The organism is Pseudomonas sp. TH31 (assembly GCF_016650815.1).
GTDB lineage: Bacteria > Pseudomonadota > Gammaproteobacteria > Pseudomonadales > Pseudomonadaceae > Aquipseudomonas.
In genome coordinates, this window is record NZ_JAEKEZ010000005.1 from 93,255 (window position 1) to 108,524 (window position 15,270).

General features: G+C 60.4%; 15 protein-coding genes and 3 pseudogenes. 11 read left to right on the forward strand and 7 right to left on the reverse strand.

The genetic code is table 11. The features are described from left to right. Window positions 1-58 precede the first annotated feature (58 nt). The gene (locus tag JFV26_RS02100) at window positions 59-850 is read right to left on the reverse strand and encodes an AraC family transcriptional regulator (protein WP_201189309.1); all 792 of its coding nucleotides are present in this window, start codon (window positions 848-850) and stop codon (window positions 59-61) included. Between the two features lie 186 nt (window positions 851-1,036). Next, window positions 1,037-2,314 carry an acetyl-CoA C-acetyltransferase gene (locus JFV26_RS02105; RefSeq protein ID WP_201189311.1) on the reverse strand — a complete coding sequence of 426 codons (1,278 nt, stop codon included), beginning with the start codon at window positions 2,312-2,314 and terminating at the stop codon, window positions 1,037-1,039. 222 nt (window positions 2,315-2,536) lie between these two features. Between JFV26_RS02105 and JFV26_RS02110 the strand changes: the two genes are divergently transcribed. Then, complete coding sequence (locus tag JFV26_RS02110; RefSeq protein WP_201189313.1) at window positions 2,537-3,889, forward strand: 3-oxoacyl-ACP reductase; 1,353 nt, start codon at window positions 2,537-2,539, stop codon at window positions 3,887-3,889. Between the two features lie 2 nt (window positions 3,890-3,891). Further along, on the forward strand, window positions 3,892-4,746 hold the full coding sequence (locus tag JFV26_RS02115) for a MaoC family dehydratase (protein WP_201189315.1): 855 nt from the start codon (window positions 3,892-3,894) through the stop codon (window positions 4,744-4,746). Between the two features lie 143 nt (window positions 4,747-4,889). On the opposite strand, the gene JFV26_RS02120 is transcribed toward JFV26_RS02115, so the two are convergent. From JFV26_RS02120 to JFV26_RS02130, 3 genes are all read right to left on the reverse strand, one after another. Beyond that, a complete protein-coding gene (locus tag JFV26_RS02120; protein WP_201189317.1) occupies window positions 4,890-5,297 on the reverse strand; it encodes a response regulator in 408 nt (135 codons plus the stop codon). Window positions 5,298-5,369: 72 nt separating this feature from the next. Further along, window positions 5,370-5,582 carry a Flp family type IVb pilin gene (locus JFV26_RS02125; RefSeq protein WP_201189319.1) on the reverse strand — a complete coding sequence of 71 codons (213 nt, stop codon included), beginning with the start codon at window positions 5,580-5,582 and terminating at the stop codon, window positions 5,370-5,372. 133 nt (window positions 5,583-5,715) lie between these two features. After that, window positions 5,716-5,922: a Flp family type IVb pilin gene (locus JFV26_RS02130; protein ID WP_201189628.1), complete on the reverse strand. Its 207-nt coding sequence runs from the start codon at window positions 5,920-5,922 to the stop codon at window positions 5,716-5,718. 338 nt (window positions 5,923-6,260) lie between these two features. Here JFV26_RS02130 and cpaB point away from each other — a divergent pair, with 338 nt between their 5' ends. From cpaB to JFV26_RS02170, 9 genes and pseudogenes are all read left to right on the forward strand, one after another. Next, window positions 6,261-7,208: a Flp pilus assembly protein CpaB gene (gene cpaB / locus JFV26_RS02135; RefSeq protein WP_201189321.1), complete on the forward strand. Its 948-nt coding sequence runs from the start codon at window positions 6,261-6,263 to the stop codon at window positions 7,206-7,208. 20 nt (window positions 7,209-7,228) lie between these two features. Then, a pseudogene (locus JFV26_RS02140) lies at window positions 7,229-7,603 on the forward strand (pilus assembly protein N-terminal domain-containing protein); the annotation flags it as partial. Window positions 7,604-7,698: 95 nt separating this feature from the next. Further along, window positions 7,699-8,889, forward strand: coding sequence for an AAA family ATPase (locus JFV26_RS02145; protein WP_201189325.1), 1,191 nt, complete (start codon window positions 7,699-7,701; stop codon window positions 8,887-8,889). Continuing rightward, window positions 8,886-10,154, forward strand: coding sequence for a CpaF family protein (locus JFV26_RS02150; protein ID WP_201189327.1), 1,269 nt, complete (start codon window positions 8,886-8,888; stop codon window positions 10,152-10,154). The genes JFV26_RS02145 and JFV26_RS02150 overlap by 4 nt, the downstream gene beginning before the upstream one ends. 18 nt (window positions 10,155-10,172) lie before the next feature. Next, on the forward strand, window positions 10,173-11,057 hold the full coding sequence (locus JFV26_RS02155) for a type II secretion system F family protein (protein WP_201189329.1): 885 nt from the start codon (window positions 10,173-10,175) through the stop codon (window positions 11,055-11,057). Window position 11,058: 1 nt separating this feature from the next. After that, the gene (locus JFV26_RS02160; protein ID WP_201189331.1) at window positions 11,059-11,943 is read left to right on the forward strand and encodes a type II secretion system F family protein; all 885 of its coding nucleotides are present in this window, start codon (window positions 11,059-11,061) and stop codon (window positions 11,941-11,943) included. Between the two features lie 56 nt (window positions 11,944-11,999). Next, window positions 12,000-12,233: pseudogene (locus JFV26_RS34645) on the forward strand (hypothetical protein); the annotation flags it as partial. Beyond that, window positions 12,213-12,326: pseudogene (locus JFV26_RS34650) on the forward strand (DUF3613 domain-containing protein); the annotation flags it as partial. The pseudogenes JFV26_RS34645 and JFV26_RS34650, both read left to right, overlap by 21 nt. A 116-nt stretch (window positions 12,327-12,442) precedes the next feature. Further along, window positions 12,443-13,534: a hypothetical protein gene (locus JFV26_RS02170; RefSeq protein ID WP_201189339.1), complete on the forward strand. Its 1,092-nt coding sequence runs from the start codon at window positions 12,443-12,445 to the stop codon at window positions 13,532-13,534. A gap of 296 nt (window positions 13,535-13,830) precedes the next feature. On the opposite strand, the gene JFV26_RS02175 is transcribed toward JFV26_RS02170, so the two are convergent. Beyond that, complete coding sequence (locus JFV26_RS02175) at window positions 13,831-14,619, reverse strand: response regulator transcription factor (RefSeq protein WP_342215417.1); 789 nt, start codon at window positions 14,617-14,619, stop codon at window positions 13,831-13,833. A 124-nt stretch (window positions 14,620-14,743) separates the two neighbouring features. After that, window positions 14,744-15,214, reverse strand: a complete 471-nt coding sequence (locus JFV26_RS02180; RefSeq protein WP_201189343.1) for an A24 family peptidase — start codon at window positions 15,212-15,214, stop codon at window positions 14,744-14,746. Window positions 15,215-15,270: the final 56 nt, after the last annotated feature.

Consider the following 15,270-nt stretch of genomic DNA (forward strand, 5'->3'; position numbering starts at 1 on the left):
ACGGGATGTTCGCCGATCTCCTGTAGGAGCTGCCGCAGGCTGCGATCTTTTAGCCCGCTCACTGCCGGAACAATTCACCCGGGGTAAACCCGAACAACCCCTTGAACGCCGCAATAAACGCCGACGTCGAGTCATACCCGCAAGCCAGCGCGGCATTGGTCACGCTGTCGCCCTCCTCCAGCAAACTCAACGACGACAGCAGCCGCATGCGCTGGCGCCAGCCGCGAAAACTCAGCCCGGTCTCGCGTTGAAACAAGCGCATCAGGGTTTTTTCCGAAGTGCCCAATCGCTGCGCCCATTGTTGCAAGGTCACGATCTGCTCAGGGTTTTCGATCAGTTCATTGCACAACCCGAGCAGCCGCTCATGACGGGGCAACGGTAGCGAGAATTCCACCTGCGGCAAACTCGCCAACTGATCCAGCAACACGTTCACCAGCCGCGTCTCCTGGCTGTCACCCTGTGGATACTCCACCGGCAGCAGGCAAAAACTCTTGATCAGTTCCCGGGCCAGCGGCGTGACTTCCAGCACCCGGCAACGCCCGTCCGCCCAGGCACTCTCCTCGCGACGCACATACAGGCTGCGCATTTCGGCGCGCATCGAGGTCACCACTTGATGCTCAAGATCCGCCGGAATCCAGATGCCCCACTGCGGCGGTGCGAAGAAGCTGCCTTCGGCGGTGTGCACACCGAGAACACCGCTGATGGCGTAGGAAAACTGCACCCAATCGTGGCGATGGGGAGGGGTCCATGATCCGGCGTTGAGGCTTTCGGCGCGGGCGAACAATGGACGCGGAAGTGCCGTGATGGCGGGGATAGACCGCTCAAGGGAAATTTGTCCGTTGGACGTCATTGATGGGCCTTGTGTCGCAGGGCGGCAGATAACGCCGACGTTAGGCCAACTATCACTTCCTGACAAACACATTCCCTATGTGGGAGCGGGCTTGCTCGCGAAAGCGGTGGATCAGTCGACATCACTGTTGAATGACACACCGCATTCGCGAGCAAGCCCGCTCCCACATAGGGATTGTGGTTGATCTTAGCGCTCGATGATGGCTGTTACGCCCTGGCCACCGGCAGCACAGATCGAGATCAACCCGCGGCCCTTGCCCGCCGCGTCCAGCAACTTCGCCAGGTTGGCGACGATGCGCCCGCCGGTAGCCGCAAAAGGATGCCCCACCGCCAGTGAACTGCCCTTGACGTTGAGCCGGCTGCGGTCGATGGAGCCCAGCGGCGCGTCGAGGCCGAGACGGGTTTTGCAGTACTCGGGATCTTCCCAGGCCTTCAACGTGCAGAGCACCTGCGCGGCGAAGGCTTCGTGGATCTCGTAGTAGTCAAAATCCTGCAAGTTCAGGCCGTTGCGAGCCAGCAGGCGCGGCACGGCGTACACCGGCGCCATCAGCAGCCCTTCGGCGCCGTTGACGAAATCCACCGCCGCCGCTTCGCCGTCGCGCAAGTACGCGAGGATCGGCAAGCCGCGCTCTTTCGCCCATTCTTCACTGCCCAACAGCACCAGCGACGCGCCATCGGTAAGCGGCGTGGAGTTGCCCGCCGTCAGGGTGCCCTTGGCACTTTTCTCGAAGGCCGGTTTGAGCGCGGCGAGTTTTTCCAGGGTCAGGTCCGGGCGCAGGTTGTTGTCCCGGGTCAGGCCGAGGAACGGCGTCATCAAGTCGTTGTGCCAGCCTTCGGTGTAGGACGCGGCCAGTTTCTGATGGCTTTCGAGGGCCAGTTGATCCTGTTCGGCGCGGGGGATGCTCCAGGCCTGGGCCATCAACTCGCAATGTTCGCCCATGGACAGGCCGGTGCGCGGTTCGCCATTGCGCGGAAATTCCGGGATCAGGTGGTGCGGACGCAGCTGCAGGAAAGTTTTCAGTTTGTCGCCTGTGGTTTTGGCGCGGTTGGCTTCCAGAAGGATTTTGCGCAGACCTTCGCTGACCCCAATCGGCGCATCGGAGGTGGTATCGACGCCACCGGCAATGCCGCACTCGATCTGGCCGAGAGCGATTTTGTTGGCCACCAGGATCGCTGCTTCCAGGCCGGTGCCACAGGCTTGCTGGATGTCGTAGGCCGGGGTGGTCGGCGACAGTCGCGAGCCGAGTACGCATTCGCGGGTCAGGTTGAAATCCCGCGAGAGCTTGAGCACCGCGCCGGCCGCCACTTCGCCCATGCGCAAACCGTGCAGGTTGAAGCGTTCGATCAGCCCTTCGAGCGCCGCGGTGAGCATCGCCTGGTTACTGGCGGTGGCGTACGGCCCGTTGGAGCGGGCGAAAGGAATTCGGTTACCACCGATAATCGCGACGCGGCGCAGCTGAGTCATTAAAAAGCTCCTTGTGAAATATCCGAAAATGAACCGCCCCCTGTAGGAGCAAAGCTTGCTCGCGATGGCGGTGTATCTGCCAATGCCGATGAGACTGACACACCGCCATCGCGAGCAAGCTCAGCTCCTACAATGATCTAGCGTAGGCCTTATCTCGTGGATCGAACGACTGATCGCCATTCGTGGTCCACACTTTGAACCCCAGCTGCCGGAGAGCGTTCCATGTCAGACCGTTATATCGACTTCGCCAATTCGTCCATCGGTCACCGCCTGGTCGGGGCCTTGGGTCTGCCGTCGCCGGTTCGTCTGGAGCGCTGGCAGGCCGGACGCCTGCGACCTGTCGAGGGGGCATTGCTGATCGGCGGCGGCCCGCTGGCAGAAAATGTCAGCGTCTTCGCCAACCGCCTGACCGACGCGATTTACAGCTATGGCACCGAGCCGTCCCTGGCCACCGCATGGATACCCGGCCACGGCCCGAAACTCAAAGCCGTGGTGTTCGACGCCAGCCACCTGATGCAAACCGATCAGCTCAAACAGCTGCGCGAGTTCTTTCAGCCATTGATGAAAAACCTCGATCACAGCGCGCACCTGGTGATTCTGGGCCGTGCGCCAGAAACCTTGGGCGACCCATTCGCCGCCAGCGCCCAGCGAGCCCTGGAAGGCTTCAGCCGTTCGCTCGCCAAAGAGCTGCGCAGCGGCGGCACCTTGCAACTGATCTACGTCGGCGATGGGGCCGAGGATCAACTGGAAGGTCCGCTGCGGTTTTTCCTCTCACCCAAAAGTGCTTTCGTGTCCGGGCAAGTGATTCGCCTGACCGCTTGCGACACGCCAGTTCAGGATTGGACTCGTCCGTTGTCCGGACGCAAAGCGCTGGTGACGGGCGCCGCACGCGGCATCGGCGCTTCCATCGCCGAAACCCTCGCCCGTGATGGTGCCGAGGTGATCCTGCTCGACGTGCCACCGGCCAAGACCGACCTAGAGGCCCTCGCCGCACGCCTCGGCGGTCGCGCCATCAGCCTGGACATTTGCGCCGAGGATGCCGCCGCGCAGCTGATCGAGCACTTGCCCGACGGCATCGACATCGTGGTCCACAACGCCGGCATCACCCGCGACAAAACCCTGGCCAACATGACCCCGGAATTCTGGGACGCGGTGTTGGCGGTCAACCTCAATGCGCCACAAGTGCTGACCAAAGCCCTGCTCGACGCCGGCACCCTGCTCGACAACGGCCGGGTGATTTTGCTGGCCTCGATCAGCGGCATCGCCGGCAATCGCGGGCAAACCAACTACGCCGCGAGCAAGGCCGGGCTGATCGGCCTGGCGCAGGCCTGGGCGCCGCGGCTGCACGAGCGCGGCATCAGTATCAACGCGGTGGCGCCGGGGTTTATCGAAACCCAGATGACCGCGCACATTCCGTTTGCCCTGCGTGAGGCCGGGCGTCGCATGAGTTCACTGGGCCAGGGCGGCTTGCCGCAAGACGTCGCCGAAGCGGTGGCCTGGCTCGCGCAACCAGGCACCGGCGCGTTCACCGGGCAAGCGTTGCGGGTCTGTGGACAAAGTGTATTGGGGGCGTAGCGATGATCATCGACTGGCACACACTTAACCGCGAGCCGAGCCTGCCCGAGTTGTATCTGCGGGCGGCCCTGCGCCGAAAAATCACCGGCACTACCCTGCCCGACTCGGGTTTGCGCTGCTGGCTCAATGTTGATCTCAAGCGCCTGGCGGATTATCGCAAGGTCTGTGGTTTCGCCGACAACGGTCTGTTGCCGCCGACTTATCCACACGTCCTGGCGTTTGCCCTGCAGATGCGATTGCTCACGGCCGGGGAATTTCCATTTCCGCTGCTGGGACTGATTCACCTGAGCAATCGCATTCGGGTGCTGCGGCCCATGGGCGGGGTGAATCGGGTGCGTGTCAGTGTCCAGGTGCAGAACCTGCAACCCCACGCCAAGGGCGCGACGTTCGATTTGGTCACGACCCTGGATGATCAGTTGGGCACGCTGTGGGAAGCAGAAAGCCAGATGCTCTGTCGCGGAGTCAAACTCGAGGGCGAACCGATTGAAGAAGTGCTGGCATCGACGCTGGCGCTGGCCGAAGTCGCTCGCTGGAAAGCCCCGGCGAACATTGGCCGGCAGTACGCCAAAGTGTCCGGGGATTACAACCCGATTCACCTGAGTGCGGTCAGTGCCAAGTTGTTCGGTTTTCCTACGGCCATTGCTCATGGGCTGTGGAACAAGGCACGCACCCTCGCGGCACTGGCGGATCATTTACCGACAGCGAATATCGAGATTGCGGTGCAGTTTCGCAAACCGGTGCGCTTGCCCAGCGAAGTGACGTTGCTGGCCAGTGCGGCGGCATCCAGTGGTGATTTGCAGTTGGTGGGTGCCGGTGAGCTGGAGCATATGGTCGGGCATTGGCGGCCTGTCGCCTGAGTTGTGGCAGGAGGATCCTTGATGCCCTTGAGATCGCTTTCGCGAGCAGGCTCGCTCCCACAGGGGGTCAGGTCGTTCACAGATGTTGTGTACGGCCGAGAACACGTGTGGGAGCGAGCCTGCTCGCGATAGCGGTGTGTCAGTCACAGTGATTGTGAATGAACCTGCGGAAACAGGTTATTCAACGTCTCCAGCAACCGCACGTGATAGATGGGTTTGCGAAACAGGTCGAGCACCTGCAAGCGCAGCATGTCACTGACGTCCTCCATGTCCGCATGCCCGGACGTCACGATCACCGGCAAATGCTGGCGCGAAGTGTGCTCACGCAATCGCTTGATCAGCGACATGCCGCTCTCCTCCGGCATGCGCAGATCAGTAATCACCAAGGCAATGTCTGGATGACACGTCAAATGATGCAGGGCGAGCTTGACCGAAGTGGCCGTAAAGCAACTGAAGCCCTCGCCCTCCAGCAACTCGGCCAGCTCCAGCAACGCATCCTCTTCGTCGTCAACCAGAAGCAACTGTTGGCGGGGCTGCGAGGAAGCGTTCATGGGCGATACCTGAAAACGAATGGGTAGGATCGAGTGTAGCGTGACATCCGCCAGGCGTGACTTTCACTCAGGTCATGGCGTTTGCACCGGCGCTGTTTGTGCGGTGCCGCCCAGTGCCACCAGCACACTATTGAAAATCGCCAGCACTTTTGCACCTACCGGCGTGATAAACACCACCACCACCACCGCCACCATCGCGACCACAATCGCGTACTCGATGGCCGACGCCGCCTCGGTACTGCCCATAAAAATACGCGCGCGCATCATCAGGTATTCAAAAAGCATGGACGTTCTCCTTAGTGCCACCAGACACCCCAGATAACATGATCCCAATGAAAAAGCAGGAGCCGAACACGCCTTCCAGGGCTACCAATCAACAGATACCAGTACCGGCTCACTGCTGAAAAACCACTCATGATCAAGGCACAGGTTTCGTCTGCGCCGTACCGCCGAGGGCGACCAGAACCGAGTTGAAGATGTTAAGGACTTTAGTGCCGATTGGCGTCACGAACACCACAACCACCACCGCCACCATGGCCACCACAATCGCGTACTCGATGGCTGATGCCCCCTCCTCGCTCTTGAAGAACAACCGGGCCCTGGCCACTAGATAATCGATAATCATACGAGACATACCTCTACTCCTTTGCGCCTCTGGCGCCGATGTGACGGTATAGCGGCAGGTTCCACCGTGCTATCAGAGCATTGTCAACAAACCTGCGGACAACAACTGTAAGAACGGATTAATCACAAAGGATTAACCGGAATGTTGACGCCATGATTCCGACAGTTAATAGGCCAATACTCATACTTTAGTGAGTTATTTTCGGGCCAATGATGGCGTTTTGTCTTAGATCAGCTAGCTTGGAAATAGCGAAATAGTTGGATGTTCATAGCTGCCTGATTGCGAGGTCTCTTGTTAGAAAGTGCGGCTGGTAGTGCAGCAGGAGAGGGAGAGCCTTCATGAACAGTCGCGTCACCATGGGCCTTGCCGCCATTCTTTTATTCGGGGCAATTTTTGTCGGTTATTGGGGCCTGGTCCTCAGTCGGCAACCCGCGCCCGTCGCCGCACCAGCGGCCTCCATGGCCCCGGTGGTTACCGTTGAAAAAACCGTTGCCGTCGCCGAAGACCAGACCCGTCAACCGGTGGTGGTGCTGATCCATGACGTCCCGCCATTCACCCCGCTCACTGCCGCGGACCTTACCGTGGAAAAACTGCGCAGCGCCCCCGCCGGCAGCCTGAGCAAAGTCGAGCAAGCCGTGGGACGCGCGCCGTGGCGACACCTGAGCGCCGGCACCTGGCTCAACGATGAGAGCTTTGCAGCGGGCGGCGCACTGGCGCGCATGATTCACAGCAATGAACGCGCCCTTGCCGTCGCCGTGGACGAAGTCATCGGTGTCGCCGGGCAACTGAGCCCCGGCGACTATGTCGATGTGTTGTTGTTCCTGCGCCAGGACACCAGCAACCTGCAACAATCGACGCAGATCGTTGTCCCCGCGATGCGCGTGCTCGGGGTGGGTGAGCAGTTCGGCCTGACCAACGACGGTCAACCCGTCACGCCGGCCCTGAGCAGCGACGACAAACTCAAACAGGATCAACGCCGCATCAGCGCACGCACCGTGGTGCTGGCTGTACCCGAACAACTCTTGAGCCGGCTGATGCTCGCCACTCAGGTCGGCACGTTGCGTCTGGCCGTGCGCAGCAGCGAAGAGCAGCGCCTGGCCAAATACTGGGCCGGCGAAAGCGAGTCACCGGCCAAGCTCGACAGCGCCAACAGCCAACTCTTCCAGTTCACCCAACTGGCCCTCGGCGGCGCGCCCAAAGCGCCGTCCAGTGGCGGCCACGTTGGCGCGACGCGGCCAACAATGGAGATCATTCGCGGCAATCAGCTCACCCAACAAACCCCATGACTGAGTAAGGATCCAAGTGCATGCAAAGTCGTTCCGGGCCGAAGTTCAAACCTGTTTTCGGGGCCTTGATGCTGAAGGGACTGTCTATAAACACCGACTTCGCGATGACCGGCAATTGCACCGCACTGGGCCGCTTACCGCCAGTCATCGAAATCGGCGAAGGGCTGCAACAGGATGTGCAGTCGCCGGTGGCGATCACTCGCCTGGCCGTTGGTTACCCGAAAATCGCCGATGTGCAGGCCAATGGCAGCTCATCCTTTTTATTCACCGGCATGGCCTCCGGCGCCACCAGTCTGATGGTCTGGACCGCCTGCGCCAGCGAGCCGCGCCAGAGCATGGTATTTGTCCAGGGCAAAGCCACCGCCACCCTGACCAACGCCAGCGTACTGCCGTCGCTGCCAGGCGAAAAACTGCGCAACTACGACCCGAATTTCTACCGCATGTTCTTCCTCGAAAACGGCAACTTCGACAAACGCAACGGACTGTCGCAATGAGCCAGAGCCTGAGCCAGACGTTTCTTGCGATCACCCGCAACAGCACCGACCTGGAATGGCTGCAAGGCGCCCTTGCGCCACTGGGTCAGGTGGTGAGCGCCGGCGGTGGCAGCCTCGACGAATTGCTCGCGTTGGTCGACGTGACCTTCGCCAGCCTGGTGTTCGTCGGCCTCGACCGTGAGCATGTGGTGGCCCAGAGCGCGTTGATCGAAGGTGCACTGGAGGCCAAGCCGATGCTTGCCATCGTCGCCCTCGGCGACGGCATGGACAATCAGCTTGTACTAAACGCGATGCGCGCCGGAGCGCGGGATTTCGTCGCCTATGGCTCGCGATCCAGTGAAGTCGCCGGGCTGGTGCGGCGCTTGAGTAAACGCCTGCCACCGGTGGCGCCGAACACGCAACTGGGCGGCCTCACCGTGCTGTACGGCGCGCAGAGCAACGCCGACGGCGCGCTGCTGGCCAATCACATGGCGCTGGTGGTGCAAAAGAGCGGGCAGCAAACCCTGCTGCTGGACCTCGGCCTGCCGCGCGGTGACAGCCTGGCGTTACTGGGGCTGGAGAGCTCATTTCATTTCGGCGATGCCCTGCGCCACTTGCGCCGCCTCGACGCCACGCTGATCGACAGCGCCTTCACCAGCGCCGAGGCGGGCCTGCGAATTCTGGCGTATGCCAGCGATGATGAACCGCTGGAAGGCACCAGCGCCGCCGAGCTGTACATGTTGCTCAGCGCCTTGCGCCAACACTTCCAGCACATCGTGGTGAACCTCACCGGCCAGCCGGACAGCGAAGCGCTGCGCACCTTTGTCAGCCACTGCGACAAACTGCTGTGGTACACCGACCAGAACGTCCTCGATTGCCGCCGCAATCTGGCGGTGCTCAACACATGGCGGGAAAAAGGCATGAAGCTCGACCACGGGCGCTTGCTGATCGACCGCTACTTGAACAACGTTGCGCCAGACTCGGACACCCTCGGCAAAACCTTCAATCTGGAAGTGGTGGCGGTGCTGGCCTTCAGCCCGGAACTGCGCCTGAACGCGAAAAATCAGGGCCTGAGCCTGTTCGAACTGGGCCCCAGGGAAAAACTCACACAAAGCCTGCGCTCCCTCGGCGAGCTCCTGGCCAAACGTTCCGAAAGCCTGGCCAAGCCGAAGGTCAACTGGTTCAACCGGTTGCGAGGCACGCCATGACCGCTGAAAAACTATTCGGCGCGCCCCAGCGCGGACCGCTCGGCAACACCGACCACGAAGGCCTGAAACTGGTGCTGCACCGCTACATCATCGATGCCATCGAAGAATCCGGAAAAAACCTTCTGGAAGGCTCCCGGCAGTTGTTGGCGCAGTTCGTCACCGACAAGGTCGCCGAATACATTGCCCGTCTGCACCTGGCGATTTCCCGCTATGAAATGGAGCGCCTGGCCGAAGAAATCGTCGATGAACTGACCGGCTTCGGGCCGCTCGAAGTGCTGCTGCGCGATCCGACCGTGACCGAAATCCTGGTCAACGGCCCGCACCGGGTGTTCATCGAACGTGACGGCGTGCTGCATCAAAGTGACCTGCGTTTTATCGATGCGCATCACGTTGAGCGAGTCATGCAACGCATTCTTGCACCGCTGGGGCGACGGCTTGATGAGTCTTCGCCGATGGTCGATGCGCGCATGCCTGATGGCAGCCGGGTCAACGCGATCATTCCGCCGATTGCATTGGACGGGCCGTGTCTGTCGATTCGTAAATTTCGCAAGGACATGCTCAAAAGCACTGACCTGATGGCCATGCAAACCATCGATCAGTCGATCTTCGAGTTTTTTCAAGAGGCGGTCGGCAAGCGCTGCAACATCCTCATCAGCGGCGGTACCGGCACCGGCAAAACCACCCTGCTGAACATCCTCAGCCAATTGATCAACCCCAATGAACGGCTGGTCACCATCGAAGACGTCGCCGAATTGCAGTTGGGCCACCCCCACGTCGTGCGCCTGGAAACCCGACCGCCCAATGCCGAGGGCCACGGCGAAGTCAAAGCCAGCGACCTGATCCGCAACGCCCTGCGGATGCGCCCCGACCGGATCATCCTCGGCGAGATTCGCGGGGTCGAAGTGCTCGACGTACTCACCGCCATGAACACCGGCCACGACGGCTCCATGAGCACCGTGCACGCCAACAATGCCCAGGACGCATTATTACGCCTGGAAACCCTGGTCGGCCTGACGGGCCGCACCGTGGCCGAACGCACCTTGCGGCAGATGATTTGCGCGGCACTGGATGTGATTATCCAGCTGACGCGATTGCCCGACGGCCGACGTTGCGTCAGCGAGGTGGTGGAAGTGGTCGGCGTGCGCGAAGACATCTACGTCACCAACACGTTATTCCGCCTCAATCGACAGACGGGTTTCGGCTTCCTGCGCGAAGCGATGAACCCGGCCGGCGACAAGTTGCGGCACGAGTCGGGCCTGGACTGACGGCATGGGACACTCAATATGATCGGACCGATCATTCTTATCCTCGTCTGCCTTATTTTGCTGGGGCTGTCGATTCGCCTGTTCTTGCACGGCGTGCACAAGAAGGCCAACGAACGGGTGCTCAATCGCCTGGCCAAGGGTCAACCGGTACAGGCCGCGAGCAAGACCTCATGGGTGGGTCTTGAGCGCATGTTTCTGCGCGCCGGCTTAGGGCGCCCGACCGAGCGTCTGGGCCTGTGGTTGATGCTGTGGACGGTGGCGATGCTGCTCGGTTACCTGCTGGCGCAATGGGTCGGTTTGCTGGTTGCGGTGCTGGCGCCGCCGCTGCTGCTGCGCCTGTACATTTCCTGGCTGTATCGGCGCCGCCTCAAACGCATGATCGAACAACTGCCGCAATTGCTCGATCACAGCGTGCGCAGCCTCAAGTCCGGCCGGACCTTGACCGATGCCATCACAGGCGGCATCGAGGCCAGTGAAGACCCATTGAAAAAAGCCATGGGGCGGGTGCAGCGCAACGTACAGCTTGGCGTTAATTTGCCGGACGCCGTAAGCGATTTCGCCGAACTCTATGAACAGGACGAATTGCGCATGTTTGCCCTGGGCCTGAAGGTCAACCATCGCTACGGCGGCAACGCCAGTGAGCTGCTGGAGAACCTCATCAAACTGATCCGCGAACGGGACCAGGGCGCCCGCCAACTGAGCGCCCTGACCGGGGAAACCCGCATGACGGCATGGGTACTGGGTTTGCTGCCGGTGATTCTGGTGAGTTACTTCATGCTGACCAACCCCGCTTACATGCTCGGCATGTGGCATGACTCGGGTGGCCAGACCATGCTGATGGTCGCGCTGGTGTTGCAGGTCCTCGGAAGCCTGGCGCTGTGGCGCATGTTGCGGAGCGTTTGAAATGATTCTTCTGGCGAGTCTCATGCTGTTCCTCGGCGCCCTGTTGCTGGTGAGCAATCACTTGCTGCAGGAACGCCGCCGTGTGCGTCAGGTGATCCAGCGTTTGCAAGGGCAACTGGTACGGGAAAACCGCTTCGGCAATTGGCTGCGGGTTCTGGGCGGCAGTAAGATTGGCCAGCGCTCGGTCAGCATCGACAGCGAAACCCAGACCCTGCTCAGCCGCCTGGGCTGGCGCCGCACCAGTGAGCGCTCGTTGTACGCGGCCTGCCAGATCGGCACCCCTTTGCTGGCCCTCGGCCTTGGGCTGTTCCTGCAAGAGGTGTTCTTTGCGCATTCCGACAATGGCTGGCTGCTGCCAATGCTCGCCACAGGCGCGGGTTATCTGCTACCAAAACGCGTGTTGGCGTACGCCGCTGCTCGCCGGCAGAACATCATTTCAGTCGAGATTTCGACCTTTATTCCGCTGTTGCGCATCCTTTTCGAATCGGGCATGGCCGTCGAACAGGCGTTGCGCGTGCTCAGTACCGAGGGGCAAAAGCTGTTACCGGAACTGACCAGCGAGCTGCGACTGATCCTTCACCGCGTCGACTCCGGCCTTGAGCTGGGCCAGGAACTGAACAAAACCGCGGTGATGCTCGCGGTGGATGAATTCACCGACACCTGCGTCATCTTGCAGCAACTGATTCATCAAGGCGGCGGCGCCATGAAATCGCTGCTGTCGCTCAAGCAACTGCTCGACGACAGGCGCCTGACACGCTTGCAGGAATACATTTCAAAGATGTCGGCCAAGATGTCCGTGGTGATGATGCTGTTTCTGTTTCCGGCTTTGCTGATCGTACTGGCCGGCCCTGGTTTTACCGCCATATCCCGAGCATTCGCGCCCTGACGTTGGCTCACGGAGAGAGCTTGATATAAACGCTGATTGTCGTGGCCAGTTTGTTAATGCTGGGCGGTTGCACCACTGACGGCCAGGCGCCGTGGGCATCGTTGACCGGTCCCAGCAGTTGCAGCAAGTTGAGCTCCGAACAGGAACTGGCCCTTAACCTGGCAGACGACCTGGTCAACGACGGCAAACTGCACGCCAGCCAGGCCAATCTGCAAAGCCTGCCGGATGACCTCGGCGAAGTACGCTTGCGCAAAGCCAAGGTGTATCGCCTGCTAGGCCGCAGCGAAGCCGCCTCCCCTACTCCGCAAACGGCGACGGCGGCGGAACGGGAACTGGCGATGCAGCGGTGGTTGAAGAAATACAAGTATCAGATCCCGGATCTGTATGACCCGGATGCCGGGGGCAAGATTAAAACCAACCAAGTGGATGATCTCCCTGTAGGCGCAGCCTTCGCGAGCAGGCTCGCTCCCACAATTGGACCGAGTACATTCGGGAGAGAATGGTCGGCTGTCAGGCCGCCATCGCGAGCAAGCTCAGCTCCTACAATTGGGCCGAGTACATTCGGGAGAGAATGGTCGGCTGTCAGGCCGCCATCGCGAGCAAGCTCAGCTCCTACAATTGGGCCGAGTACATTCGGGAGAGAATGGTCGGCTGTCAGGCCGCCATCGCGAGCAAGCTCAGCTCCTACAATTGGACCGAGTACATTCGGGAGAGAATGGTTGGCTGTCAGGCCGCCATCGCGAGCAAGCTCAGCTCCTACAATTGGACCGAGTACATTCGGGAGAGGATGGTCGGCTGTCAGGCCGCCATCGCGAGCAAGCTCAGCTCCTACAATTGGGCCGAGTACATTCGGGAGAGAATGGTCGGCTGTCAGGCCGCCATCGCGAGCAAGCTCAGCTCCTACAATTGGGCCGAGTACATTCGGGAGAGAATGGTCGGCTGTCAGGCCGCCATCGCGAGCAAGCTCAGCTCCTACAATTGGACCGAGTACGTCCGGGAGAGAATGGTTGGCTGTCAGGCCGCCATCGCGAGCAAGCTCAGTTCCTACAATTGGATCGAGTGCATTCGGGAGAGAATGGTTGGCTGTCAGGCCGCCATCGCGAGCAGGCTCAGTTCCTACAATTGGATCGAGTGCATTCGGGAGAGAATGGTTGGCTGTCAGGCCGCCATCGCGAGCAGGCTCAGTTCCTACAATTGGATCGAGTACATTCGGGAGAGAATGGTTGGCTGTCAGGCCGCCATCGCGAGCAAGCTCAGCTCCTACAATTGGGCCGAGTACATTCGGGAGAGATTGGTCGGCTGTCAGGCCGCCATCGCGAGCAAGCTCAGCTCCTACAATTGGACCGAGTACATTCGGGAGAGGATGGTCGGCTGTCAGGCCGCCATCGCGGGTAAGCTCAGCTCCTACAATTGGACCGAGTACATTCGGGAGAGAATGGTCGGCTGTCAGGCCGCCATCGCGGGCAAGCCTTGCTCCTACAAAATCAAAAGCAGATTCCCGCGCACCGGCTCTTCACCACTCATCAGGCCGAGCGTTAGCTCGCCTGCTTTTGATCTTGATCTTGCTTTGCCCGCCCCTTCGGGAGGCTGAGTGGAGGTGTTTATCTGGGGGGGCGCGAAGCGCCGTGCGGCGAAGCCGCACACATCGAGAGGAGGTCGTCGCGAAGCAGACCGGAGGCGATGCCCCCAGATGAATACCGGAACGAAGGAACGCCGAGCCTAAGCGAGGGGCCGGACGCAGGGGCGAGCCTTTTGGGTACTTTTTTGGCGTTTGAAAAAAGTACCTCGCCGTAAGGGCGAAACCCTAAGTAGCCGTTACCGCAGAAATGGAGATGTACCCGATCAACCATCAACATGGTCGGCCCGAAGGCCGCCAAGACCAAAGGCTCAATGCGCAGTAACCCGCTGCCGAATAGAAGAGTTGCCAGGGGAAAGCGCCAAGGCCAGCTGCGTCCGATTATGCATATGCGTCAACCGCAAAACCTGCGACACATAAAGCTTCACCGTGTTCTCGGTAATCCCCAACTCACAGGCAATCTGATAATTGGTCTGCCCCTTGCCCACCAACCGCGCCACATCCAGCTGCCGGGGCGACAGCTGATTGAAAATCGCCGGGATCTCCAACCGGTCAGCCTCGCTGGCCTCTTCAGACGAAACACCGCGAGCGCAAGCCGCAGGACTGCGCCGCACCTTGTCCAGGTCCTGGTAAAGATCATCAATGGATTCGGAAAGAAACTGCAGCTTCTGATTCAACTGCCCCAGCTGCACGCTCTTCTGCCGTTCTTGCAGGACAACTTCCTGGCGCTGCAAACCCTCGAGCAGCTCATCCAGATCGATCGGCTTTTGATAGTAATCGGCGATCCCGGCACGCAACGCCTTGATCACGTCCTGCTTGTCGGCCCGACCGGTCAGCATGATTGCCTCGAACGCCCGCTCCTTGCCGGCCAGCCGCTGCAGTTCCAGCACCAGTTGAATACCGTCCATGCCCGGCATGTGCAAATCGCACAGCACCAGACCGATCTCGGCGTCTTCACTGAAGCGCTCGACCGCCTGCTGACTGGATTCGCACGGAACACAGCGATAACCGCGGCTCTCGAGGAATTCACAGAGTTCTTCGACAATCAACGGTTGATCATCGACCACAAGGACTTTTACCGCAGACATCACTTTGTTCACGTGCCACTCCATGCCAAGGTCCAAGCTGACCATTCCTGTACTGCCAGCCTTTGGCGGTATAACCAGTCATTTGAAAGTAGACGCACTTTCCGACTATGTACATAGGACTAGTGGCGTTTGGCGACTAATGGATCCAGCACAGTACTGCCAGAGCACCCGCCAACACGAACGGCGCAAATGGTGGCTTTTTTGACGCTCCTGGCGCCATATATCGAAGACGTTCTCTAAGTCCTTGACTCATATGCAGCCAGACTCTTGGCGCCAGTAGCAGCCAGACCACGCTGGCCACAGCGGCGCCAATAAATACGTAGAGAACGAAAATACCGTCCGTCGCAAGGCCCAAGGCTGTCATAAGTTTCACATCCCCGGCCCCCATCCGGCCCATGACGTAGCCCGGCAAAGTGAATGCCAACGCCAGCAAAAAGGCCCAGCCACCCAGCAACGCCTCGGCGCCCATCCAGGTGTTGCCGGTCCATAGCAGGTACGCCAGCGCCAGCGTGCCGCCCCCCAGGGTCAAGGCATTGGCGATGCGCCGCTCGCGGGCATCCTGCGCCGCGCACAGCGCCAGCCATATCAATAGGACAAAACTCTGCATCCGGTAAAAACCGCCCGTTTTTGCTGAATGATTCTATGCTGATACTACGCAGTGAA

Bases quoted from the DNA above. Each gene is read 5' to 3' on its own strand.
- JFV26_RS02100 (WP_201189309.1), bottom strand. From the start codon at position 850: ATGACGTCCAACGGACAAATTTCCCTTGAGCGGTCTATCCCCGCCATC.
- JFV26_RS02105 (WP_201189311.1), bottom strand. From the start codon at position 2,314: ATGACTCAGCTGCGCCGCGTCGCGATTATCGGTGGTAACCGAATTCCT.
- JFV26_RS02110 (WP_201189313.1), top strand. From the start codon at position 2,537: ATGTCAGACCGTTATATCGACTTCGCCAATTCGTCCATCGGTCACCGC.
- JFV26_RS02115 (WP_201189315.1), top strand. From the start codon at position 3,892: ATGATCATCGACTGGCACACACTTAACCGCGAGCCGAGCCTGCCCGAG.
- JFV26_RS02120 (WP_201189317.1), bottom strand. From the start codon at position 5,297: ATGAACGCTTCCTCGCAGCCCCGCCAACAGTTGCTTCTGGTTGACGAC.
- JFV26_RS02125 (WP_201189319.1), bottom strand. From the start codon at position 5,582: ATGCTTTTTGAATACCTGATGATGCGCGCGCGTATTTTTATGGGCAGT.
- JFV26_RS02130 (WP_201189628.1), bottom strand. From the start codon at position 5,922: ATGATTATCGATTATCTAGTGGCCAGGGCCCGGTTGTTCTTCAAGAGC.
- cpaB (WP_201189321.1), top strand. From the start codon at position 6,261: ATGAACAGTCGCGTCACCATGGGCCTTGCCGCCATTCTTTTATTCGGG.
- JFV26_RS02145 (WP_201189325.1), top strand. From the start codon at position 7,699: ATGAGCCAGAGCCTGAGCCAGACGTTTCTTGCGATCACCCGCAACAGC.
- JFV26_RS02150 (WP_201189327.1), top strand. From the start codon at position 8,886: ATGACCGCTGAAAAACTATTCGGCGCGCCCCAGCGCGGACCGCTCGGC.
- JFV26_RS02155 (WP_201189329.1), top strand. From the start codon at position 10,173: ATGATCGGACCGATCATTCTTATCCTCGTCTGCCTTATTTTGCTGGGG.
- JFV26_RS02160 (WP_201189331.1), top strand. From the start codon at position 11,059: ATGATTCTTCTGGCGAGTCTCATGCTGTTCCTCGGCGCCCTGTTGCTG.
- JFV26_RS02170 (WP_201189339.1), top strand. From the start codon at position 12,443: ATGGTCGGCTGTCAGGCCGCCATCGCGAGCAAGCTCAGCTCCTACAAT.
- JFV26_RS02180 (WP_201189343.1), bottom strand. From the start codon at position 15,214: ATGCAGAGTTTTGTCCTATTGATATGGCTGGCGCTGTGCGCGGCGCAG.